Genomic DNA, 22,160 nt, shown 5'->3' with positions numbered 1-22,160 from the left:
AGCACACCGAGCTACGTCGAGCTCGGTTGAGCCCTCGGGATCCGGTGGGTGAAGAACAGCGCGAGGAGCGAGGTGAAGGCGAGGATCGCGAGCGCGGCGCGCAGGCCGTCGAGCCTCGCGTCCGCGTTCGCGTCGAGCGCGGCCTGTGTCACGTCCGAGCGCATGCCCGACTCGTCGAGGGCCGCCTCCAGCTGAGCGTCCGACAGGAACGGCACACCGCTTTGGAGTTCGACGCTCGCCGTGCTCTTCACCCGATCCGGGATGTCCGGGTTCTGCTCGACGTTGACGAGGAACGAGCTCGTCAGCGCGGCGATCAGAACCGACCCGGCGAGTGCCGTGCCGATCGAGGAACCGAGGTTCGTGACCGCGTTCTGGACACCGCCGACCTCGGCGCTCCGCTCGTCCGGCACCGCGGACACGGTGACCGCGCCGAGCTGGGACGCCAGCGCGCCCATGCCGAGCCCGATCAGCAGGAGGGGGATGGTGACGATCTCCGCACCCGCGTCCGCGTCGAGCGCGGCCATCAGGACCACCGCGCCCGCGAACAGCGCGAGGATCCCGAGCCGCACCACGCGCCGTGGCGAGACATCCGGGAGGAGACGCGGGATGAGGATCGCCGCGGCCAGCAGCGTCAGCGAGAGCGGCAGGATGCGTGCGCCGGTCTTGAGCGCGGACAGCCCCAGGGCCACCGACAGATAGAGGGGCACGACGAAGAACACGCCCATCTGCACGAGGTACTGGAAGAAGAACATCGTCAGCCCGCCGGTGAGCTGCCGGTTCCGCAGGAACGCCGGGTCCACGAGCGGTTCCCTGCGCTGCTCGACGAGGCGCGCCTCCCAGCGCAGGAACAGCCAGATCAGGATCAGCCCCGCCAGCATCAGCCAGATGACCGCCGAGATCCCGAGCCAGGCGGGTGTGTCGGGCTTCGGCCGGAACCAGCCCCATTCGTCCGAGCGGAGGACGCCGTAGACGAAGACCCCGAGCCCGGCGGCGGAAAGGACCGCTCCGACGAGATCGATACGCGTGCGGCCGGGGGTCGGCGCGTCGGAGATCCGGCGGCCGAGGGCCAGGATGCCGAGCACGATCACGACCTCGCCGGCGAACACCCAGCGCCAGGAGAAGTAGGTGGTCGCGACGCCTCCGATGATCGGACCGGCGGCGATCGCCACGGCTCCCGCCGCGGCAACGAGTCCATAGGCGGCGGGCCGGCGTTCGACGGTGAAGTTGCCGGCGACGAGCGCCACGATCGCGGGCAGGATGAGCGCCGCCCCGAGGCCCTCCAGGAGCGCCCAGCCGACAAGGAGCACCGGCAGGTTCGGGGCCAGTGCCGTGGTCAGGGATCCGCATCCGTAGACGGCGCAGCCGATCATGAACGCGCGTCTGTGGCCGATCAGTGCGCCGACCTTGCCGCCGGGGATCATGAACATCGCCATCACGAGGGTGTACGCGGTGATCGCGCCCTGGACCCCGGTGACCGTCGTGCCCACGTCGTCGGCCACCGTCGCGATCGAGACGTTCATGACGGAGCTGTCGAGGGCCATCAGGAACTGGCCGGACGCGAGCGTCAGCAGAACGAGTCGTACGGTTGCCGAATCCTCAAGACCGCCATCCCGGGATGCCATGGACGCATCGTTCCAGCGGTCGAGGCGATCTCCGCCCGACCCGCCACGAAGGTCGACCGGTTGGCGGGGCAGATCCCCGGCTCCTCGCCCGCGAAGAGGTCCTCCAGTCACCTTGAGCGGGTGATCCGGCACGGCCTTGGAGCAGGCAGCATGCGAGCAAGAGGATCCCAGCGCGGCAAGAGAGGGGCGGTGTCGGCATGCGTTACGAGTTCCGTGTCGGCGGTCGCGTCTCCGTGGCCACGGCCGAGGCGTTCCCGGAGCTGGCGACGGAGGCCGGCCCCGAGCAGACGCTGTTCTTCGGCTCGGTGACGGACGAGGCACATCTGTACGGACTGCTCCTGCGTTTCCGGAACCTGGGACTGCGCGTCGACGAGATGCGGCGCCTGCCGGAGGCGGACGCGCAGGCGGCGAGGAGGCCGCGATGACAGCGACGGGCCAGGGCGGCAGCGACCTCACCGTGGCCGAGCGGACCACGCGGGGGAGAGCGGCCCGTTCCGCCACACCGCGGTCGGGCCACGCACGATTCGTCCCGGCCGGGCAGCGGCAGGATCCCGTCGGCATCCTCGAGCGGCAGGCTGTCACGCGGGTGCCGGAACTGGTGCCCATCCGGTACGGCCGGATGCTGGAGTCGCCCTTCCGGTTCTTCCGGGGCGCCGCCGCGATCATGGCCGCCGACCTCGGCCAGGCACCGCACACAGGTATCACGGCCCAGCTGTGCGGAGACGCCCACCTGTTGAACTACGGTCTGTTCGCCTCTCCCGAACGGCACCTCGTCTTCGACATCAACGACTTCGACGAGACCTTGCCGGGTCCCTTCGAATGGGACATCAAGCGGCTGGCCGCCAGTTTCGCCGTCGCGGGCCGCGCGAACGGTCTGGACGACCGGCAGCGGGCCACCGTCGTCAAGAAGGCGGTGCGGGCGTACCGGGAGCGGATGCAGCTCTTCTCCGGCATGCGCACGCTGGACATCTGGTACGCCCAGGACGACGCCGACCAGCTCAACGCGATGCTGCCGGACGCGAAGACCCGCCGTCGTACGTCCCGTGCCATGGCCAAGGCCCGCACCCGCGACAGTCTCCAGGCCTTCGACAAGCTGACCCATGTGGTCGACGGCGTACGACGCATCGCCCCGGACCCGCCCCTGATCACCCCCATCGACGATCTGAGTCCGGGCACCGAGCGCGAGGAACTCGAACAGAGCCTGCGCGCGCTCATCGAACGCTACGGGCGCAGCCTCTCCACCGAATGCCGGCACCTTCTGGGCCACTTCCACCTGGTCGACATGGCGCGCAAGGTCGTCGGGGTCGGGAGTGTCGGCACCCGCTGCTGGATCGCCCTCATGCAGGGCCGCGACGACGGCGATCCGCTGTTGCTGCAGGCCAAGGAGGCCGGGGAATCGGTCCTCGCCCCGCACTGCGGGCCCAGCAGATACGACAACCAGGGAAAGCGCGTCGTCGCCGGGCAGCGGCTGATGCAGGCGAACAGTGACATCTTCCTCGGCTGGGAACGCGTCACCGGACTGGACGGGCGACCGCGCGATTTCTACGTCAGGCAGCTGCGCGACTGGAAGGGCACACCCCGGCCCGAGACCATGCCGCCCGGCATGCTGCGCCTGTACGCGGGCATGTGCGGCGGCTCGCTGGCCCGCGCCCACGCCCGCTCCGCCGATCCGGTCGCCATCGCCGCCTACCTCGGCACCGGCGGCTCCTTCGACCGTGCCCTGGCGGAGTTCGCCGAGGCGTACGCCGACCAGAACGAGCGCGACTTCGAAGTATTCGCCGAGGCCGCGCGGACCGGCCGGATCACCGCCGAAGCCGCCTGACTCCCACCCTGCGCCGCTCACCCTTCCCGGGTGACGACGGACCGGCCGGCCGCGTGGATGCTCGGTGATGAGTGGCTGCGGCCGCGCGGCCGTACGAGAAACGGAGATACTGCAATGGCCACCACCACCCACCACCGTTCGTCGGGCGTTCAGGCGGCTGCCACGGGGCTGACGCTCTTCGCCGCCGTGATGCTGTTCATCGCCGGCATGCTCGACCTTCTGCGGGGCATCATGGCGATCGCCGAGGACGACGTCTTCGTCAACACCCCCAATTACGTCTTCCAGTTCGACCTGACGAGCTGGGGCTGGATCCAGCTGGCGCTCGGGGTGATCGCCATGGCCGTGAGCGCGGGACTGTTCGTCGGGGCCACGTGGGCCCGGGTCGTCGGAGTGGGCATCGCGGGGCTGCTGGTCATCGCCAACTTCCTGTCCATCCCGTACTACCCCGTCTGGTCGCTGACGCTGATCGCCCTGAACGGGTTCGTCATCTGGGCGCTGTGCGTGGTGCGGCGGCAGGATCTGAGCGACTAGAGCGGTCCGGCATTCGACCGACTAGAGCGGGTCCGGCGGGGCTGAGGCTCCGCCGAGACCCTGCCGGTCGGCTCCCTGCGCCACCGCCCTGAGAAGCGGATCCCCGAATGCGAGGGCAAGCCGGTCCACCAGGGCGATGCGCTCGACCAGCGGGGCCCGCCGATGGTCCGGGGCCGCCTCGGCCACGGCGTCCAGCAGCGCCCGCAGACGCCGTAGGACCTGCAAGGACGTCGCCCCGTAGTGCAGGATCTCGTCCAGTGCCAGGCTCACCAGTTCCGGCCACCCGGGGGCCGGCCGGCGCAGCCGCGCCGTGCCGCTGTCGTCGGTCACCAGGGTCACGCCGAGCGGGCGGGTGACGAGTCGTGCGAGGACTTCCTCGATCTGGTCCAGCGCCTGCACGGCGGTCGTGGGGTCGTTGACGGCCGGGGAGAGGGCACGGCTCGCGATGTCGGCCAGCAGCCGGAGGCCGTACGCCGGGTCCTGGACGATGGATCGGAAACGGTCCACGCGGACACAGGAGGCCAGGCGGTGAAGCTGCCCGGTGTGACGTGCTTCGGGCTGCTCCGTCGGCCGGTGCACCCGCCCCAGGACCGTGCCGGCGCTGACGCGGTCCCCGGGGACGATGTCGAGTGAGACCCGCACGCCCCAGGCCGCCGCGATCCCCAGCAGCCGCCGCTCGTCGACGCGCTGCACGACGCCGGGCCGCCCCCGGTGGACGAACGCCATCCCTTCCACGGTCGGCCACCCGGCCGCCGTACCGGGATCTGCCGCCGCCCCGTTCCGCGGGAACGCGGCGTCGATCGCCACGGCATTGAGCTCGCCCACCGCCCGGGCGAGCCCTCCGCCCGTCACGAGGTGCCGGAGCCCGGTCAGGCTCTGCAACAGCACCACCGTGTCGACGACGACGAGAACGACCGCCAGCGTCACCGACATCCGCGGTGTCTCGTCGGGCCGGATCTGGGCCAGGACGACCAGGGCGTACACGGCGGTACCGGTCACGAGCCCCACGACGGCCAGCGACCGGTGGAAGTGGGCGATGACCCCGATCAGCCGAGGGGACATGTTCTGCACGGTCTGGATGACCAGGGTCACCGAGGTGATGACGAAGCCCGACAGGGTGATCATCCCGCCCGCGATCGCCGCCAGGGTCGTCGCGGCCGTCGTCGGGTCATAGCCCAACGCCACGTCGGGAAGCGAGTCCTCCCAGTGCGGCAGACCCAGCCCCAGCCCGACCGCCGTCGCCATGAACGCCACTGCCATGACCGGGCTCAGGAACACAGCCAGGCGCTTGAAGCGGGGCGCGGCGACGGGGCCTCGTGTGTGCCACGGCTCACCCTCCACGCGATCACCGTAAGAGCCCGGAGCCGTTCGCGCGCGTCATGTCACTCCCCGCGGCAGGGCGACCGGGGGTCACCCGTGGCGGGTGATCCACGGCGCTCCGTACCGGCGGACCGTGGTGCTGTCAGCACCACCCCGTTGCGGCGGCGATCGCTGGGCGGGACCGGCAACCGGAGGACCCTATGTCCGACTTCCCGCTGCTCAACGCGTTCCTCACGATGATGTGGTTCTTCCTGTGGGTGATGTGGTTCATGCTCCTGTTCAGGGTCATCGGCGACATCTTCCGCGACGACCAGCTGAGTGGCTGGGGCAAGGCCGGCTGGACCCTCTCCGTCTGCGTGCTGCCCTTCCTGGGCGTCCTCGTCTACCTGATCGTCCGGGGCAAGGGCATGGGCCTGCGCGAGCTGCAACACGCCCAGGCGCGGGAACAGGCGTTCCGCTCCTACGTGCGCGAGGCGGCTGCCGAAGCCCCGGAACCCCGCACGAACAAGGCGGACGAACTGGCCAAGCTCGCCGGCCTGCACGACCACGGGGACATCACCGACGCCGAGTACGAGAAGGCCAAGGCCAAGGTGCTCACCGGATGAGCGCATCCTGGCGAGAGCACCTGCGAAGGGCGCGTCACTCGGGCAGCCGGCGCATCTCCACCACGGGCAACCCCAGGGACTGGAAGCGTGTCAGCAGGCCGTACAGCTGCGCCTCGTCGGTGACCTGGCCGAACAGCACCGTCTGCCCGTCCGTGACGAAGCTCTCCAGCTCCGGGAACGCCTGGGTCATCGTGTGAGACATCTGCCCGTCGACACGGATCTCGTATCGCATGAGCGCGCCTCTCTCGCAGTCGTACGTCGGCCCCACCCCCGCACTTCATGCTGGAACCGGTCGGCCGGGCGCGGCATCACCCGCCTCAGGTGACCGCGCCTTCTCACAGCAGGTGCAGCTCCCGGGCGTGACGCACCGCCTCGCTCCGTCGGGAAGCGGCCAGCTTGCGGTAGACGCTCTTCAGATGCGTCTTGACGGTGTTGACCGACAGATGCAGATCGGCGGCTATCTCCTCCGTCGACATGGTCCGGGCCAGTCGTTCCAGCACCTCGTGCTCGCGCTCGCTGAGCGGCTCGGTCACGGCGTCGGGGCTCAGCTCGTGCGTGCGACGCGCCGCGGAGTGCCCCACCAGCGTCGGCGTGAGCCAGTCGTGGCCCAGGGTCAGTGCCGGGCAGCGGCGAACCAGGTGCCGCAGCCAGGGTCCGGCCTCGATGAAGGGGCGCCGCAGTTCTTCGGGCCGGGCCGTGGACAGGGCGCGTGCGGTCAGCCGCTGTGCCGCCGAGCCGTCTCCCAGCGCATCGGCGGCCTGCGCCCGTGCCAGCTGCGTCCTGGCCGTGATGGCGGGTCCCTCGCCCTGTCCTGCCGGGAGCGCGTCCAGCAGACTTTGTGCTTCTTGCCCGCTGCCCTCGGCGAGGCGGGCGCGGGCCGCGGCCACCACCGTTTCCGGCCCGGCGGTCCCGCCCTGGGCAAGGACCTCCAGGGCGGTCTCGGGGCGGCCCGCGGCAAGGTGGGCGTTGGCCTTGGACACGGCGGTCCGGTCCCGTACCCACGGTGAGGGCACGACGGCCGCCTGCGGTTCGCCCAGTTCGTCGAGGACGTGGAGGGCCGCTCGCGGACGGCCCTTGGCCAGGAGCAGGCGCGAGCGCAGGAGCGTCAGTTCGGCCCGCACGATGGGGTCGTGCGGTGCCACGGACGAGGCGTGCACCTGCTCCAGATGGGCGTGCGCGGCGCCGAGTTCGTCGCGGTCGAGGGCGACGGCGGCCAGCACGAGCTCGGCCACTCCGGTGCGGGCGGCCGGTGGCAGGCCGCTGTGTTCCGCCTCGGCGACCGCCTCCCGGGCATGCCGGTCGGCGCGGTCGGGCCAGCCGCGCAGGAAGTCGATCAAGGCCAGTCGGCCGAGGGACTCGTGCCGCGGGAACGCGGTGGCCGGACCGTCACTCAGGTGCGCGGAGGCGGACAGCGTCGAGCGGGCGGCGTCGAAACGTCCCGCCCACAGCTGGGCCGAGCCCAGATCGGTGAGCATCAGGGCGCGCAGTTCGGGATGCGGTTCCAGACGCTCGGCGGGGATGGCCCGCTCCGCCGCCGCCACGTCCCTCGCGGCGTCCTCGGCCAGGTCGGCCGAGCCGATCATCCGGGCGGCGAGCACCCGCAGCAGGGCACAGCTGAACCGCCTCGCCGCGGACGAGGACGCGCCGTCGTGCAGGTTCTCCTGGGCGCGGCGCAGATGGTCGAGCCCGCGGCCGACGTCGTGGCGGGTCAGATGACGAGCGGTGCGCACCAGATCGGCGGCGGGACCGGGAGTTTCCGGGGGCATCGCGGAGAAGAGCCGGTCGAGACGTTCGGCGTCCAGGCCCGTGAGCAGCCGGCCGATGGCCAGCTCCTCGACGAACCGGTTCGCGGTGTGCTCCCAGTCTCCCGCGGCCGCCGCATGCGGCAGGGCCTCGGCGAACAGTCCCGCCTCGCTGAGCCACCGGGCCGCCCTGCGGTGCAGCTCGGGCTCGAGCCCCGGGCACCGGACCCGCAGATGCACCCGGAGGATCTCGGCGAACAGCGGGTGCAGCCGGTACCACGAGTGGCCGAGGGACTCGACGAACGCGTTCGCGCGCTGCAACCCGGCGAGGATCGGCTCCGCGTCCTGGCGGCCCGTGAGGGCGTTGGCCAGGTCCGGGTGGATCTGTTCGAGGACGCTGCTGCGCAGCATCAGGTCCTGGGTCTCGCCCGGCTGCGTGTCGAGCACCTCGGCGAGCAGGAAGTCGGCGAGCGTGCTCCGGCCCGCTTCGAAGTCCTTGAGGAAGGCGTCCGCGTCCTCGGCCTGCTGCGCCGCCAGGACACAGAGCCTGAGCCCTGCGGCCCAGCCCCCGGTCCGCCGGGTCAGCGCCTCCACGCCCTCCTCCGAGAGGCGCATGCCGTGCCTGCACAGCAGCTCGGACGTCTCCTCGGGCAGGAAGGCCAGGTCGGCGCCGCGGATGTCGGTGACCTGGCCGGCGGCGCGGTAGCGGTGCAAGGGCAGCTGCGGCTCCGTACGGCTGATGATGACCAGGCGCAGTCCGTCGCCGACGCTTCGGAGCACGAACTGGAGCTCGTCGGCGATCTGCGTGGAGCCGGCCACGCGATCGAACTCGTCGAGCACCAGGACGACGGGTTCTCGCAGCTCGCTGAGATGGGCAGCGAGCCTGGCGAGCAGCGAGTGGTCCACCTCGCCGGGGCGGGCCGGGCTGCCGACGGATTCGGGCGGACCGAAACCGTGGCGCCGCATGGCCTCCAGCACGTACGTCCAGAAGACACCGGGACTGTTGTCCTCGGCGTCCACGGTCAGCCAGGCCACCTGGCTCGGCGTCTGTTCCAGGGCGATCCAGTCGGCCACCAGCAGTGTCTTGCCTGCGCCCGCGGGCCCGTTGACGAGGGTCACGGGCGTCTGCGCGCCCAGGGCCAGCCGCTCGATGAGCCGTGGTCTGCGCACGAACGTGTGTGCGGGGGCCGGCACTCTGAACCGCGCTGCCAGGAGGGGATCACCACTCGGCGTGAGGCGTTCGGTATCAGTGTTACGGGGGCCGCCGGAGATCGGACGGGGCATGACACTCACCACAACGCCGCAGCTCGCAGTCCCGAGAGACCGCCTTCCCTTTTGATCGTCTCCCGATGCCCAGGGAGCCGCAACGCCTGCCGTCGGGAGGCTGAGCACCGCGCCGTTCTTCACCCGGGGCGGGTGAGGTGCCCAGCCGCCCCGCCCCGCACCGTGAGGGCAGGGAGATTGCGGCCTTGCCGGGGTGCCCTGGAAAGAAGGCACGGCTCATGCCCGAGATCCGTCACGGCGGCGCGTTCTCCGGCGACATCCACCGGGTGCAGGTCGACACCGGGCCGAACGACGTAGCACCAAGGAGAGGATCATGGACGACTACCCGCTGTTGAACGCGTTCCTGACCATCATGTGGGTCTTCCTCTGGGTCATGTGGTTCATGCTGCTCTTCCGCGTCTTCGCCGACATCTTCCGGGACGATTCGATGAGCGGCTGGGGCAAGGCCGGATGGTCGGTGTTCTGCATCGTCCTGCCGTTCCTCGGCTGCTTCGTGTACCTCATCGCCCGGGGCAGGAGCATGGGCCGGCGAGAGGTGAGCGCGGCACGCAGAAGCGAAGAGGAGTACCGCGAGTACCTGCGCGCGGCCGTCGGTGCGACCGAGAGCGCACCCGCGGGGCATGTGGAGGAGCTGTCGAAGCTCGCCGGACTGCACGATCACGGGGACATCACCGATGCCGAGTACCAGCGCGCCAAGGAGAAGGTGCTGGCCGGCTGACGGCGGGCGAGGAAGGGGAACTGCCATGGATGTGGGACCTGTCGAGTACGTCGTCGTCGCCTTTCCCGGCAATCGTTTCCGAGGCGAGATCGCACCGGAACTGAGGGCCCTCGTGGCGAGCGGCACGGTGCGGATCCTCGATCTGACCTTCGTCAAGAAGGACGCGGACGGGGTCGTCACCTATATCGAGCTCGATGCTCTCGACCCCATGGAGGCATCGGTGTTCGACGACATCGAGGGCGAGGTCGGCGGGCTGTTCAGCCAGGAGGATCTCGAGCTGATCGCCGCAGAACTCGTACCGGACTCCTCCGCGGCCATCCTCCTGTGGGAGGACACCTGGGCCGCCGGGATGGCCGGCGCCGTCCGTCGCGCCGGGGGCCGGCTCGTCGCTCATGAGCGCATCCCGGCCGAAGTGGTGGAGCGGGCGTACCAGGACGCCGCGTGAAGCGGCGCAGCCGGGCAGGAAAGGGAAGGTGAGAGCCATGTTGGGTCGCCCCTTGGCACGTCGCGGACGTCCCGGCCTCGTCGGTGTGGCCGCCCGTGCCGCGGTGGCCGCCGGCACCGCGAGCGCGGTCTCCGGCCGTGTCGCCCGGCACCAGGCCGAGCGCGCCGCCGTTCAGCAGGCCGCGCCGGGCGCGGGTGCCGCCGCGCAGGAGCCCTCGGGCCCACCACCCTCTTCGGGGCTGACGGACGAGGAGATCAGCAACCTGGAACGTCTCGGCGCACTCCACGAGCGGGGTGTTCTGTCGGACGAGGAGTTCGCCGTCCAGAAGGACCGCATCCTCAGGGGCTGACGGAGCTACGGCTCGTCCTCGGCCACAGGAGTGCCCAGCCACCGCGGGAACGGCTCTGAGGTGGCGATGACCTGGCCGAGGGCGACCCCGGCGACGATCACACAGCAGCCCACGATCAGCCAGGACAGCACAGTGAAGACGTAGCCGAGCGACCCGAACTGAGCGATGCTCCGCTCCAGGGTCACGGGCATGACCAATCCCGACACATAGACGAACGTCACCATGCCCGCACCCGACAGAACGGCTCCGGGCAGCAGAGGCAGCCACCCGATACGCGCGCCGAGCAGCAGATGCTGCGTCCACCACCACAGCAGTACGGCGATCACCAGCGAGAGCAGCACACCGAGCCAGGCGCCGCCGCCGAAGCCATGGCGCAGCGGAGCCTGGAACAGCACCGCGGCCATCCAGCCCAGCAGCCACACCAGCCACCGCCAGGCGACCATCCGCGCGCCGGCCCTGGGCAGATCCCAGCAGCGTTCGCAGACGCTCTGCAGCGCCCGGCTCATCGCGGTCGCCGAGATGAGCGTGACGAGGATCCCGACCCCTCCGTAGGCGTCCTTCGTCACGCCCTGGGCGGCGAACGTCTCCTCGATGTCGTCGACCGGCGCGTTGTCGCCGAACAGGGCCTGGACGGAGTCGGTCAGCACGTCCTTGACGGGCTTCGGCGCGAACGCGGCGAAGACGATGAGCAGCGGCAGCGCGGCCAGGAACGTCTGGGCCGCCAGCCGCGCACTGGCGTCCATCCAGTTCACGCTGATCAGCCGGCCCAGCATCCGCCCGATCACCGGCGTCCGCCGGGGCATCTCCCGGGCCGCTCTCGTCCAGTCCCCGAGCTGCTTGCGATTCACAGTCCATTCCTCGCACAGAGAAGCCGTTCCCGCCTTCACGGGCTCGCGTCAGGTGCGCTTCATCCGGGTGAATCGGCTGGCGTCCGTCATCGGCGCGGCGGAATGCCGTGCTCGGTTGGCTAGCGTGCGGCGGGTGAGGGACGGCGAGTCAGCGGGCGGCGGTACTCCCGGCGCGGCCAGGCGGCTGCTGCGGACGGTCCGTGCGGATCCCCGTCACATGCCGGAGCGTATGGCCGTGTTCGCGGTCGAGTTCCTCGGCCCGTCGGCTGCCCGGCGGACTGCCCAGCGGCGGTCCGCGACGCCGGAGGACGCGGCGGATCCGGCCGCCCTGGCACACCAGGTGGTCCGCCGGGGCGTTCGCTCATCCGTGGCGGAAGGATCGTTCCTCGGCGGCCCGTTCATGGCACTGCTGCCGATCGCGTTCTGCGGTGCGCTGCTCGCCCAGCTCCGGATGGTGCTCGAACTCGCGGCCCTGTCCGGTCGCGACCCCGCGGATGAGGCGGTCGTGGCCGATCTGCTCGTGATCCAGGGAGTCCATCCGACCGTGGCTCGGGCACAGGCGGCGCTGCGGGAGGCACGACCTGCCGCCGAGGGCGGCGGGTCCGAGGACGGTTGGTGGAGCACTGTCAGGAGACAGGCGTATCTCCTCGGTCTGGTCACGCCTCAGGACCGGCCGCGCGGAAAGGTGCGCAGGGCAGCGGTGTGGGCGGGCACGATCGCGCTGGTCCTCGTCGGCTTCGCCGTGCCGTTCGTCTGGGTTCCGGTGTGCGCCGAGATGTACCGGCGCGCGACCACCCAACTCGCCGCGACCGCCGCGCGGCACTTCGCGCAGCACGGAGGTACCGAGGTGCTGCCCCCGACCGGTCCGGGGCGGCGGCGCTCCGCCGTGCGCCCAGGCTTCCTCCTGGTGACGGTGCGCGCCCTGCTGGCCTGCCTGGTCCCGGCCGTGATCGTGGTGGTCGTACTGGCCGCCGACCTCCGTATCGCCGACGCGCACTGGAGCACGGTGCTGCTCGCGTTCTTCTCCGTCGCCGCGATCGCCGCGTTGGTCTGGTACGTGCGTCGCAGATGACTCGGCAGCGCGCCGGTCACGGTGTGCGGGCGGCGACGCGGTAGCGGCGGCAGTAGGAGGCGTGGCACGGGCAGGACACGTCGGGGGTCACCCGCTGCATGCCGGACGACGGGCCGCGCGAGCTGCGCGCGTAGTAGGCGGGGGAGTGCCAGTCCGCGCACCATTCCCAGACGTTGCGCACATGTTGTGCAGGCCGAAGCCGTTCGGGGGGTACGTGGCGACAGGCGCCGTTCCCATCCGGTGCTCACCGCCGGGCTCCAACTCGTCGCTGTTCGAGGCCAGCGCGGGCCGCGTACTCCCATTCCGCCTCGGCCGGCAGCCGCTTTCCGGCCCAGGCGGCACAGGCGGCGGCGTCGTTCCACGAGACGTGGACGACCGGGTGCTCGGCACGCACGCGTACATCGGACTCGAGCCCCTGCCGACACGAGCTGTTTCGGGACGACACCGGAGCCCCCAGGCGTCCCCGGGGGCTCCGGATGGCGCACCCCGGATGCAGCAACCGCGGTGATCGGAAGGAATGGATACCGACGGCAGCCACGACCTGCCGCGCCTCAGCCCTGGAGGACGGATGACCAGCCCGCGGGAACCAGCGCACCACGAGCCTGCTGAGGAGGGTTCGCCAGAGGGCGGCACGTCGCACATGGCCGGCCCGGGCAGGATCGCCCGGAAGGTGGCCTCGGCGGTTCTGATCGTCCTCGCCTGCATCCTGGTCCCCGTCTCGGTACTGACCGTGTGGGTGCACGACATCGCCCTCGACACGGACCGTTACGTCGAAACCGTCAAGCCGCTCGCCTCCGACGCAGCGATCGAGGACGCTGCGCGCGACCGCATCGTCGAGGCCGTCGACGTACGGGTCGACGGCAAGCGGGCCACCGCCGAACTCGCGGCCTGGCTACAGTCGCAGGGCCTGCCGCCGACCGCGGCCCGAGCGGTGCGGGGACTGGCTCCTCAGCTGGACGCGGCCGTGAACAGCGCCGCGGACAAGGTGGCGACCCGCTTTGTCCAGAGCGACAGGTTCGAGAAGGTGTGGACCTCGGCCAACCGGGCCGCCCACGCGACGGTGGTGCACGCCCTCACCGGCAAGGGACGCGGGGCGGTCGGCGTCGAGGACGGCACCGTCACCCTCGATGTCGGCACCGCTGTCGACCGGGTCAGACAGGAACTCGTCGATGCCGGTGTGACGCCCGCCGAGAAGATCCCGGACGTCGACAAGCAGATGGTGCTCTTCCAGTCCGACCAGCTCAAGCGCATGCAGGGCGCCGCGCACGCCCTCGATGTGGTCGGCACCTGGCTGCCGGTGCTGACGGTGATCATCGGGGCGGCCGGTGTGCTCCTCGCCTACCGGCGCAGGCGCGCCCTGGTGAAGACCGCCCTGGGCGCCGCCGTAGCCGCCCTGATCGTCGCCATCGGCCTGGTCGTCGCGCGCCGCTACTACCTGGACCACCTGCCCCCGCAGGTGCAGTCCGAAGCGGCCGCGGCGGCGGTCTTCGACCATCTCCTGCACTTCCTGCGGGTCACGCTGCGCACCGTGATCGTGCTCGGTGTGGTCGTCGCACTGGGTGCGTACCTCGTCGGGCCGGGCCGACTGCCGCGCGCTGTACGATCCACCTCCGAGCGCGCGGCCGACTCCGCGGCCCGATGGGCGGACACCCACGACATCCGAACGGGTCGTGTGGGGACGTGGACGGCGGACAACCGTCGCTGGCTCACGATCGGCGTCCTGCTCGTCCTGGCCTTGTGGTTCGCCCTGTGGAACCACCCCACGGTCCTGACGGTGGTGTTGCTGGTGGTCATTTTGCTGGCCGCGTTGGCCCTCATCGCACTCGTGGCGGCGGCAGGCCGCAGAACACAAGCGTCAGCGTCCCCTGCCTCTGCCGCCCCGGGGCCCGACCAGTGAGCGATACCCGTCGGCCGCCAAGACCGGTCAGGAGGGCGCTCCGGGCACTGTGAGAGGCGTTGCCTCCCGGACCACGAGCAACCTTCCAGCGACACCTCGCACGCGGAACCGGCGCTGCGGCACCCGGATCGGGTGCCGCAGAAGGTCGTACGGGCCCGGCCCGGGGCCGTGGATCGTGGCAGCGGTCGCGGAGGCCCACAGCGCACGTCGCACTCCGTTTGTGCCTGGCCGGTGACGTGTGTGCATGCCGTCGAACTGGTCATCAGCGAGGGTGAGTTGGCGAGCGCTTGGGGTCGGAGTGCCTTGCGGGGGTATTGGCATCACGTCCGCGTTCAAGCTTCTTTGCAGAGGTGGGTGCCGGCCATGGCCGACGATGCTTTGTTGTTCGTTCTTCCCGAGTGTCATCCGCGTCTGGGTGCGGCCTTGGCCGCTGTCGGTGATCTGGAGTGCGCCGAGACTCCTGCGGTGCTGGGATGGTTGCATGCGCACGGGGTTCCCGCTTCCTCAGAGTGCGTCAGGATCGTCCCGTCCGGAGCCGAGGTGCTCATCCCCGAGGACGCGGAGCGGCTGCCGGTGCCCCTGACCGAGGAGGAGACGGTGCGGGTGGAGCACGCCTGTGCGCCCCGATCCGTGACGGACATGGAGTCCGAGCTGCTCGACTTCCGGGACACCACCCAGGACTGGCAGTCCCTGATCCACCGGGCGCTCACTGCCGGGATTCCGGCGCCGCGTATCGCGCAACTCACCGGTCTGGACCCGCAGGACATCGTCCAGGCTGTGGAGGGCTGAGCTGTCGGGCCCCGCGGCGTATCCTGCGCTCGTGGAGCTGCGCTTCGAGATACGCCGGTCCGACTCACCCTGGGTCGACAGCGTATGGACCTGCACCAGCGAGCAGGTCACGACGATGACGTCCGTTGCGGGGGTGCGCTGGGGCCTGGTCTTCTGGGAACAGGACGGTCGGCCCTACGCGGCCGTCACCGGCCCCGAGACCCGGACGAGCACGGCACCGGTCCCGGAGGGCGCCGCCTTCACCGGCATCGAATTCGCCGTGGGCACCTCGCTGCGGGCCCTGCCCACACCGGAGTTGGTCGACGGCGGCGTCGAACTCCCCGACACCACACGCCGTACGTTCCGGCTGGACGGCGCGCGCTGGCGGACCCCGGACGCCGATGACGCCGAGGCACTGGTGGAACGACTGGTCAAGGCCGGGATCGTGGTGCGTGACCCGCTCGTCGCCGAGGTCCTGCGAGGCCACGACCCGGCCGTGTCGGGACGGACCGTCGAACGCCGTTTCCGAGCCGCCACCGGTCTGACACGGGGCACCGTCCGGCAGATCGAGCGGGCCCGTACGGCGGCTGAGCTGCTGGCGGCCGGCGACACGGCCGCCGACGTCGTCGCCAAACTCGAATACTTCGACGAGCCGCACCTCGCCCGGGCGCTGCGCACCTACGTGGGACGCACCGTCGGGCAACTGCGGGACGGCATCGGCGGCGCGATCGCGCTCGACCTGGATCAGCGCTTGACGTCGTAGACCAGCTTCAGGATCCCGTTGGAGTAGCTCTCCGACTCGCGCAGCGACAGCATCTGCTTGTCACTGTCGGCCCGATGGAAGAGACTCTTGCCGGCACCGAGCAGGACAGGGAAGACCAGCAGGTTGTACTGGTCGATCAGACCCGCCTCCGACAGCCGCCGCGCCAGCTCCGCGCTTCCGTGGATGTAGATGGAGCCGCCCTCGCCCTCCTTGAGCTTCGCGATGTCCTCCGTCGTGCGCAGGATCGTCGTCGGCCCCCACCCATCGACGAGGGCGTCGTCCGACAGCGTGCTCGACACCACGTACTTGGGCAGCTCCTTGTAGGCGGCGTGGTCCTCCGAGGCGGGCCAGACCGACGCGAACGCCTCGTAACTGCGACGGCCGAACATCAGCGCCGTCGTGTCGGAAAGCTCCTCGCCCTTCAGCGACCAGGCCTCCGGGACGAACTCCAGGTCCCGCACCACCCAGCCACCGCTGCGATGCCCTTCCTCGGGCCCGCCGGGCGAGTCCAGTACGCCGTCGAGCGACAAGAATCCGGTGTAGACCAAGGTACGCATCTGCTGTCTCCTCATCACAGGCCGAGCTCCTGGGAAAACAGGCTAGATCGCGGCCGGACGGGCGTCTTGGACGGAAACGACATCGAGTGAAACTGCCCGGATCGTGAGGGTGGGGACGCGCGCAGCATGCGGCATGCACTCAGGTCCGCGACCCTGCGGACCGCGTTTCCGCGAAAAGCACGGCCGGCCGTCGGCGAGACCGGCCGACGACTCCTGCGACCGGATCAGCAGGGCTGGTCGTGCTTCCGGTGCTCCGGCCGTGGTCAGCCGGTGGGCCGTGGTGACGGAGTGCGCGGACGGTGGGCCCGGATGTCCACGGGACGTCCGTCGGGGTCCCGGGCCGTCATCGTCCACTGGGTGGGCAACGTCTCGATCGGCCCGACCGGCCACCCGGCAGCCAGGATGTGCGCGCGGACCTCACACAGCTGCGCGTGGGATCCCACGCGCAGCCCCCATCCTGCCTTGCGGAGAGGGTCGAGGCCGGTCGCGGGGGCGGTCGCGGTCTCGACGATCATGAGATGGTCGTCCCCGCCCACATCGAGCACTGCGATGCGTGGATCAGCAGAGGTCGCGGCGCGCTCGAACGCGAGCGCTGCGCCGAGCAGTTGCGTGTAGTACGTCACCAGACGGTCGAGGTCGGTCGTGGACAGCGTCAGGTGGTTGATTCCGAAGAGCCCGGGCATGGTTGGCCCACTGTAACGCGACCCTGAAGGGGAGTGGGTGGCAAAGGGGGCGCTGTGCACACTTCTTGAGGCCGCATCAGATCGGTGGACTGGAGCCCTGGCGCGCGCGGACCACGGCGATCCGGAGTACTGACCACCCGCGTACCGAACACGTGTTGATCGCTCGTGGGTAGGCTCGTTCCATGAGCGGCGACTGGCGGGCGGACCGGATCGGGTCTGCGCTGCGGGGCGAGAACCCGACCGTGCTGCGGCGGCTTCAGGCTGGCTTCGCAGTGATCGGCGACGTTCAGTTCCTGCCCGGGTACTCGGTTCTCCTCGCGGATGAACTCGGTATGGAGCGGCTGTCTGACCTGCCGAGGGCCAAGCGGCTGTCGTTCCTGTCCGACATGGACCGGCTGGGGGAAGCGGTTGAGCGGGCCTGCCGCCGGCTGGACAGCGGATTCCGCCGGGTCAACCTGGAGATCCTCGGGAACACCGACCCGTTCCTGCATGCCCACGTCTGGCCGAGGTTCGAGTGGGAGCCGGCCGAGCTGGTGGGAAGGCCGGTGTGGCTGTATTCGCGTGAGCGGTGGAGTGATGAGCGTTTCAGGCTCGGCTCCCGGCACGATGTGCTGCGGGACGCGATCGGCGGCGAACTGGACCGGCTGGGTCGACGGCCTGACGGTGCGGGCCGGTTGACCGTCAGGTAGGCGGGCCCGGTCATGACGTAGGGATCTCGAACCACTGGGCTGGGCGGGCGGATTGCGCTGGAGCTATTGGGGGGCCATGTGGATGTCCTTGAGCGGGAGTTGACCGATCCTTGGGAGGGCGTAGTGGTGGCTCCCGCCGGTGGCAGTGAAGTTGGTGTCCTGGTGTTGGCGGGTTCGAGCGGGCGGATCGAGCGGGAGAGAGCACGCATCCTTGCCCGGCAAGGTGTGGCGGCGGTGTCGATCCGCTGGTTCGGCGGTCCGGGGCAGTCGCCGGGGATCTGTGAGATCCCCCTGGAGACGTTCACCGCCGCTGTCGACTTCCTGCGGCTGAACGGCGCGGAGCGTGTGGGAATCCTGGGCACTTCGAAGGGGGCCGAGGCGGCTCTGCTGACGGCGGTGCACGACCCGCGCGTGGACGTCGTCGTCGCGGTGTCGCCGACGTCGTGGGTCTGGTGCAACGTCGGGCCGGGGCGCGATGGAGTGCACCGTCCTTGGCGATCGTCCTGGACGTGGCGAGGGCAGGCGTTGCCTTTCGTCCCACTGGACGATTCCTGGACTCCCGCGCAGGGGGACGGTGGGCCGGTCGCCATCCGCGGATGGTACGAGCTGAGCGAGCGGACGTTTGCCGATCTGCTTCCTGAGGCGGAGATCCCGGTGGATAAGGCGCGGGCTGATCTGCTTTTGGTCGCTGGTGGTGATGACGCGATGTGGCCGTCCCTCGCCTTCGCCGAACAACTGGCACAACGCCGGCGTTCAGCCGGGGCCTCGGTGCGTCTGATCGCCCGTCACGATGCGGGCCACCGCCCACGTTTTCCCGGCGAGAGCCCGGCCTCGGCATCCCCGCACTTCGCGTACGGCGGCACACCCGAAGCGGACGCGTTGTTGGGGGCGGCCGCCTGGCCGTATGTCCTCGACGCGCTCTGCGGCGGGAACTGACTCTGCCTGGAGGGCAGGGGATCAGGAGCTCAGATGCTCATGCAGCATCCTCCAGCCGCCGTCCCGCCGGACGATGACATTGGTGCCCCGCCCTTGGCCAGAGCGCGGTTCACCATCGACGACGCCAGTCCAGGCAAACCGATAACGGCACACGGCGACGCCCGCGGTGAGCACGGGCCACTCCAGATCCCGAACTTCGTACACCTCGTGGAGGATCTTCGCGAACGTGTTCTCGATCGCGGACCGGATCTCTCCGATGCCCTGATACGAGCCGTCCGAGAACCAGTACGTGGCGTCCTCAGCGATGAACGGCACGACCCGCTCGATGTCATGGCTGTTGTTGGCCCGCTCGTACTCGCCCATGAACGACGTGAGTTCGGCTTCCAGGGATGCCTGATTCGTCACGTCGGTCATCATGTCTGTTCCGGGCGCCGCCGACAGAGCGAAGTCTGGATCAAGTGCGGGAAGTTCGCCAGTCGCGGCCGTCTTCAAGCAGGGCGATGAAGACCCGGAACCAGGAGGGCCTGCACCGATCCACCCAGTCGGGTTTGAGGCACCGCGGACGTCGAGCTGGATTCCCTGCCGTACGTGGGGTCGCCAGGTCTTGCGCATCGCGGTCGCGTAGTCGGCCGGAATGCCGTTCAGCCAGACCTCCTCCACGTGCGGGACATGGCGCGGCAGCAGACAGTCGGGTGCCAGCCCTGAGAGGTCAGCTGACGTCGCGGACAACGACGTTCGGGTTGCGGTCGAGATCGCGCTCGGTCTGATCGAGGCGGGTGCGGCCGCGGTGGTCGGCAGTGTCGACGCCGGGGCGGAGCTGAGGAGTCATGTGATCTCCTGCGGAGCGCGGTGGGGGATCTCGGAGGGGTGGGGGCCCTTTCTCGGCGCTGGCGTCGACTGGTGGTACGGACCCGGAGCGTGCGTTGCCGCTGCCGAAGGCTCCTCAATGGGCCCGGACGGCAGTGAGGTCACCTGTTGGCACGCGAGGTCGGTGTTGCCACGGTCACGACCGCGTCCAGACACTCACGATTCCCGGCCTGGTGAGACCTCTTCCCCCCTCACCGCCGTCTCCTGCGCCACGGTTCGACACAACTCGCTTCGACGAGGCGAAGCGTCGAAGAAGGACGACATCCCGGGGTCTTGTCGGGACCCCGGGGTGCGGTCGCTTCGTGGCAGTGTGCCTCAGGGCGCGTCGATGAGGGTCCGGCCGTCAATGGGTGCGAGCGCGGCGACGCCGCTTGCATAGGCGGACTGCACGCGGGACCGCTCGGTCGCGTTCGGTACGGCGTTGGTGCAGGCCGTGCCGGCGCTCGACCCTGACATGAGTTGTGAGCAGGGGCCGGGTTTGGTGTCCGGCAGGCCGAGGCTGTGCCCCAACTCGTGGGCGGCGATGCGGGTCTTGTCGTAGCCCTGGCTCACGGCTTGGCTGCCAAGCTCGACGCGGACCTGACGCCCCGGACGAACGGGGCCGAGCGTGGCCTGCGGCCAGCCCGTGGTGGCGACGATCACGATTTCGGCCGTAGCGCCGGGAGCCGCTTCAACCAGTTTTACGTTGCTTACGTTCGCGTTCCATGTGGCGACTCCGGCTGCGATCGCCGCTTCCCAGCCTCCAGCCCGGCTGTCGTCGTAGCGAAGGGTCACCGCTGCCGCCAGCGCGGTGGACTGTTCACTCGCGGGGGAGGGTGCGGGGGCGGCCGTCGCGGCGTTCGCCATGCCGAGGACCAGTGCCGCTGCTGAGGTGCCTGCCTTGAGCCATGTACCGAGGGGCATTGCTGCTCCTTCATCCGTGGGGGGAATTCGGTCCCGGTGGGGTCGGGTACGCGAAGGAGCGGCACGGGATGTCCTTTGAGGCCGGCCGCACCCCCGACCGTCCCTCCGGGGCCTTGCGATGGTATGCCTCAGAAGCCTTTGAGGTCATGTACCTGCCATACCTATTTTCCGCCATACTCCGTACCACATGGGCGTGTTAGCGGTTCAACGTCCCTTCGGTAAGCCGGCACGGCCGGCAAAGCTCAGGACGGCCTGGCGTTCACAGAGCCGGATGATCCGGTGAGTGCACCCCGCGGGGCAGGCTGGCCGAGGCGGTGCGGACGTCATCGCCCAGGGTGATGCTTCAGGGGGCGCGAGTCTGATCTGGGCGGGTCCTGGGGTGATGTGGTGATGGAACAAGCGCCTATTGCGAGCCTGGACGGTGGTGGCCGCGCTCGGGGCAGGGTGCTACGCGCGGTCCGCAAGGTCGGTAACGGGCCGGGCCCTGGGTCTTGTGGGTTTGCTTCGCGGAACACGAATGCCGGCCATGACGCTCTCGACGGCTGGGGCGTCGCCCGCCTGGCCGCCCTCCTCAGCGTCTGACGACTGCTCAGGTGACCTAGGTCGAAGCGCATTTCGGGACCGTCCCCCACTCCGCGGACCTGACGGTAGCGTGATCGGCATGACGGGTGAGGGTGGGACGGCTGAGGGCGAAGCCCTGGCCGGCGGCATGGTGAACACGGGCGGGGTCTTCCGTCACGGTGCCGTGGTGGAACGCCCCGCGCCACCCACCGCGCGCGCTCTTCATGCCCATCTCCTCGCTCTCGCGGATTCGACGCGGCTCCGAGGCCGGTCCAGCTCACCGCGAACGGCCGAGAGCAACTGACCTTCATCCCTGGTGAGGTTGCTCTGCCGCCTTTCCCGCGCTGGGTGATGACCGAGGCCGCGCTGCGATCGGTGGGCAGCCTGCTGCGGCGCCTGCACGACGCCAGCACCGCCATCGCGGTTGACGCGGCCGTCGAGTGGCCCCGATCACTGGCCGACCCGGAGGGAGGAACGATGCTGTGCCACAACGATGTGTGCCCGGAAAACGTCGTCTTCCGCGATGGCCGTGCCACAGCCCTGATCGATTTCGACATGGCGGCTCCCGGCCGAGCGGTGTGGGACGTCGCCATGACCGCCCGCTACCGGAATTCATTCGTAGTGCATCGGCCTTCAGGCCGGTGGTGAAGCGAGTCTGATGGTTGCGACGCGGAGCGTCGCGGATTCAGGTCCGGCGGAGCCGGACGGTGCTCACACGGGCCTGTTCTGCTGTTCGATGTACTGCCTGACCACGCTGAGCGGGGCGCCGCCGACGGTTCCGGCGAAGTAGGAGCCGGACCACAGCTTGTTGGCCCTCCAGTAGTGGCGTACCAGGTCGGGGAACTCCTGGCGCAGGCGGCGGGAGGAGACGCCCTTGAGGGAGTTGACCAGTTTGGCCACGGCGACTTTCGGCGGGAAGTTCACCAGCAGGTGGACGTGGTTGGCCTCGCCGTTGAACTCCACCAGCTCGCATTCGAAGTCCGTACACACCGACCGCATGATCTCCTCCATACGCCTCAAGTGGGCATCGGCGAACACCTGGTGCCGGAACTTGGTCACGAAGACCAAGTGGACGTGCATCACGAAAGCGCAGTGCCGACCAGTTCTGATCTCCTGCATATCGCCCATAACCCAAGTATGTATCGTGATGGTCATGCAGCTCCGGTACTCCTTCAGGT

General features: G+C 69.9%; 23 protein-coding genes and 4 pseudogenes. 14 read left to right on the top strand and 13 right to left on the bottom strand.

Going from position 1 to position 22,160, the window contains the following annotated elements; genetic code table 11:
• Positions 1-11: 11 nt before the first annotated feature.
• Positions 12-1,622 (bottom strand): MFS transporter, encoded by a 1,611-nt coding sequence (locus ACFY0U_RS26125; protein ID WP_388639690.1) that lies wholly within the window; start codon positions 1,620-1,622, stop codon positions 12-14.
• Positions 1,623-1,819: 197 nt separating this feature from the next.
• Between ACFY0U_RS26125 and ACFY0U_RS26120 the strand changes: the two genes are divergently transcribed.
• The 3 genes from ACFY0U_RS26120 (at position 1,820) to ACFY0U_RS26110 (ending at position 3,975) form a co-directional block, all read left to right on the top strand.
• A complete protein-coding gene (locus tag ACFY0U_RS26120; protein ID WP_388639688.1) occupies positions 1,820-2,047 on the top strand; it encodes a hypothetical protein in 228 nt (75 codons plus the stop codon).
• Positions 2,044-3,444 carry a DUF2252 domain-containing protein gene (locus ACFY0U_RS26115; RefSeq protein WP_388639686.1) on the top strand — a complete coding sequence of 467 codons (1,401 nt, stop codon included), beginning with the start codon at positions 2,044-2,046 and terminating at the stop codon, positions 3,442-3,444. The genes ACFY0U_RS26120 and ACFY0U_RS26115 overlap by 4 nt, the downstream gene beginning before the upstream one ends.
• Positions 3,445-3,558: 114 nt before the next feature.
• Positions 3,559-3,975, top strand: coding sequence for a hypothetical protein (locus ACFY0U_RS26110; protein WP_388639685.1), 417 nt, complete (start codon positions 3,559-3,561; stop codon positions 3,973-3,975).
• Between the two features lie 21 nt (positions 3,976-3,996).
• Here the strand turns inward: ACFY0U_RS26110 and ACFY0U_RS26105 are convergent, their stop codons facing one another.
• On the bottom strand, positions 3,997-5,316 hold the full coding sequence (locus ACFY0U_RS26105; protein WP_388639683.1) for a DUF2254 family protein: 1,320 nt from the start codon (positions 5,314-5,316) through the stop codon (positions 3,997-3,999).
• 179 nt (positions 5,317-5,495) lie between these two features.
• Between ACFY0U_RS26105 and ACFY0U_RS26100 the strand changes: the two genes are divergently transcribed.
• Entirely contained in the window at positions 5,496-5,900 is a 405-nt protein-coding gene (locus ACFY0U_RS26100) for an SHOCT domain-containing protein (RefSeq protein ID WP_388639681.1), read from the top strand.
• Between the two features lie 34 nt (positions 5,901-5,934).
• Here ACFY0U_RS26100 and ACFY0U_RS26095 read toward each other — a convergent pair whose 3' ends face one another.
• Together ACFY0U_RS26095 and ACFY0U_RS26090 are read right to left on the bottom strand one after the other, a co-directional pair.
• Positions 5,935-6,132, bottom strand: a complete 198-nt coding sequence (locus ACFY0U_RS26095) for a hypothetical protein (RefSeq protein WP_388639680.1) — start codon at positions 6,130-6,132, stop codon at positions 5,935-5,937.
• Positions 6,133-6,235: 103 nt separating this feature from the next.
• Complete coding sequence (locus ACFY0U_RS26090; RefSeq protein WP_388639678.1) at positions 6,236-8,812, bottom strand: LuxR C-terminal-related transcriptional regulator; 2,577 nt, start codon at positions 8,810-8,812, stop codon at positions 6,236-6,238.
• A 427-nt stretch (positions 8,813-9,239) separates the two neighbouring features.
• Here ACFY0U_RS26090 and ACFY0U_RS26085 point away from each other — a divergent pair, with 427 nt between their 5' ends.
• From ACFY0U_RS26085 to ACFY0U_RS26075, 3 genes are read left to right on the top strand one after another with little or no spacing between them, the layout of a single operon-like run.
• Positions 9,240-9,644 carry an SHOCT domain-containing protein gene (locus tag ACFY0U_RS26085; RefSeq protein ID WP_388639676.1) on the top strand — a complete coding sequence of 135 codons (405 nt, stop codon included), beginning with the start codon at positions 9,240-9,242 and terminating at the stop codon, positions 9,642-9,644.
• A 25-nt stretch (positions 9,645-9,669) separates the two neighbouring features.
• Positions 9,670-10,089, top strand: coding sequence for a DUF6325 family protein (locus ACFY0U_RS26080; RefSeq protein ID WP_388639674.1), 420 nt, complete (start codon positions 9,670-9,672; stop codon positions 10,087-10,089).
• Positions 10,090-10,126: 37 nt separating this feature from the next.
• Positions 10,127-10,438, top strand: a complete 312-nt coding sequence (locus tag ACFY0U_RS26075) for an SHOCT domain-containing protein (RefSeq protein WP_388639673.1) — start codon at positions 10,127-10,129, stop codon at positions 10,436-10,438.
• Positions 10,439-10,443: 5 nt separating this feature from the next.
• Here ACFY0U_RS26075 and ACFY0U_RS26070 read toward each other — a convergent pair whose 3' ends face one another.
• Entirely contained in the window at positions 10,444-11,286 is an 843-nt protein-coding gene (locus tag ACFY0U_RS26070) for a YhjD/YihY/BrkB family envelope integrity protein (RefSeq protein WP_388639672.1), read from the bottom strand.
• A gap of 217 nt (positions 11,287-11,503) precedes the next feature.
• Between ACFY0U_RS26070 and ACFY0U_RS26065 the strand changes: the two genes are divergently transcribed.
• Positions 11,504-12,358 carry a hypothetical protein gene (locus ACFY0U_RS26065; protein WP_388639670.1) on the top strand — a complete coding sequence of 285 codons (855 nt, stop codon included), beginning with the start codon at positions 11,504-11,506 and terminating at the stop codon, positions 12,356-12,358.
• A 16-nt stretch (positions 12,359-12,374) separates the two neighbouring features.
• On the opposite strand, the pseudogene ACFY0U_RS26060 reads toward ACFY0U_RS26065, so the two are convergent.
• Positions 12,375-12,776, bottom strand: a pseudogene (locus tag ACFY0U_RS26060) (formylglycine-generating enzyme family protein); the annotation flags it as partial.
• A gap of 252 nt (positions 12,777-13,028) precedes the next feature.
• Here ACFY0U_RS26060 and ACFY0U_RS26055 point away from each other — a divergent pair.
• From ACFY0U_RS26055 to ACFY0U_RS26045, 3 genes are all read left to right on the top strand, one after another.
• Positions 13,029-14,255 carry a hypothetical protein gene (locus ACFY0U_RS26055; RefSeq protein WP_388639668.1) on the top strand — a complete coding sequence of 409 codons (1,227 nt, stop codon included), beginning with the start codon at positions 13,029-13,031 and terminating at the stop codon, positions 14,253-14,255.
• A gap of 363 nt (positions 14,256-14,618) precedes the next feature.
• Positions 14,619-15,044 carry a DUF6003 family protein gene (locus ACFY0U_RS26050; RefSeq protein WP_388639666.1) on the top strand — a complete coding sequence of 142 codons (426 nt, stop codon included), beginning with the start codon at positions 14,619-14,621 and terminating at the stop codon, positions 15,042-15,044.
• Positions 15,045-15,075: 31 nt separating this feature from the next.
• Complete coding sequence (locus ACFY0U_RS26045; protein WP_388639664.1) at positions 15,076-15,786, top strand: helix-turn-helix domain-containing protein; 711 nt, start codon at positions 15,076-15,078, stop codon at positions 15,784-15,786.
• On the opposite strand, the gene ACFY0U_RS26040 is transcribed toward ACFY0U_RS26045, so the two are convergent.
• Together ACFY0U_RS26040 and ACFY0U_RS26035 are read right to left on the bottom strand one after the other, a co-directional pair.
• Positions 15,768-16,343: a dihydrofolate reductase family protein gene (locus ACFY0U_RS26040; protein ID WP_388639663.1), complete on the bottom strand. Its 576-nt coding sequence runs from the start codon at positions 16,341-16,343 to the stop codon at positions 15,768-15,770. The genes ACFY0U_RS26045 and ACFY0U_RS26040 overlap by 19 nt on opposite strands.
• A gap of 263 nt (positions 16,344-16,606) precedes the next feature.
• Complete coding sequence (locus ACFY0U_RS26035) at positions 16,607-17,026, bottom strand: VOC family protein (protein WP_388639661.1); 420 nt, start codon at positions 17,024-17,026, stop codon at positions 16,607-16,609.
• Positions 17,027-17,208: 182 nt separating this feature from the next.
• Between ACFY0U_RS26035 and ACFY0U_RS26030 the strand changes: the two genes are divergently transcribed.
• Together ACFY0U_RS26030 and ACFY0U_RS26025 are read left to right on the top strand one after the other, a co-directional pair.
• Positions 17,209-17,715 (top strand): diadenosine tetraphosphate hydrolase, encoded by a 507-nt coding sequence (locus ACFY0U_RS26030; RefSeq protein WP_388639659.1) that lies wholly within the window; start codon positions 17,209-17,211, stop codon positions 17,713-17,715.
• A 123-nt stretch (positions 17,716-17,838) separates the two neighbouring features.
• Positions 17,839-18,651, top strand: coding sequence for an acyl-CoA thioester hydrolase/BAAT C-terminal domain-containing protein (locus tag ACFY0U_RS26025; protein ID WP_388639658.1), 813 nt, complete (start codon positions 17,839-17,841; stop codon positions 18,649-18,651).
• A gap of 21 nt (positions 18,652-18,672) precedes the next feature.
• Here the strand turns inward: ACFY0U_RS26025 and ACFY0U_RS26020 are convergent, their stop codons facing one another.
• From ACFY0U_RS26020 to ACFY0U_RS26005, 4 genes and pseudogenes are all read right to left on the bottom strand, one after another.
• Positions 18,673-19,311, bottom strand: a complete 639-nt coding sequence (locus ACFY0U_RS26020) for a YybH family protein (protein ID WP_388639656.1) — start codon at positions 19,309-19,311, stop codon at positions 18,673-18,675.
• Positions 19,312-19,343: 32 nt separating this feature from the next.
• A pseudogene (locus ACFY0U_RS26015) lies at positions 19,344-19,480 on the bottom strand (GDP-mannose pyrophosphatase); the annotation flags it as partial.
• Between the two features lie 353 nt (positions 19,481-19,833).
• Positions 19,834-20,421, bottom strand: coding sequence for a snapalysin family zinc-dependent metalloprotease (locus tag ACFY0U_RS26010; protein WP_388639654.1), 588 nt, complete (start codon positions 20,419-20,421; stop codon positions 19,834-19,836).
• A gap of 450 nt (positions 20,422-20,871) precedes the next feature.
• A pseudogene (locus tag ACFY0U_RS26005) lies at positions 20,872-20,985 on the bottom strand (IS5/IS1182 family transposase); the annotation flags it as partial.
• Positions 20,986-21,082: 97 nt separating this feature from the next.
• On the opposite strand from ACFY0U_RS26005, the pseudogene ACFY0U_RS26000 reads away from it, so the two are divergent.
• Positions 21,083-21,588: pseudogene (locus ACFY0U_RS26000) on the top strand (aminoglycoside phosphotransferase family protein); the annotation flags it as partial.
• 105 nt (positions 21,589-21,693) lie between these two features.
• On the opposite strand, the gene tnpA reads toward ACFY0U_RS26000, so the two are convergent.
• Positions 21,694-22,110: an IS200/IS605 family transposase gene (tnpA, locus tag ACFY0U_RS25995; protein WP_388639652.1), complete on the bottom strand. Its 417-nt coding sequence runs from the start codon at positions 22,108-22,110 to the stop codon at positions 21,694-21,696.
• Positions 22,111-22,160 lie beyond the last annotated feature (50 nt).

The sequence above is a fragment of the Streptomyces sp. NPDC001536 genome (genome assembly GCF_042894505.1).
Classification (GTDB): domain Bacteria; phylum Actinomycetota; class Actinomycetes; order Streptomycetales; family Streptomycetaceae; genus Streptomyces.
The sequence above is the reverse complement of the archived record's forward strand: the minus strand, read 5'-3'. Positions and strand labels throughout refer to the sequence as shown.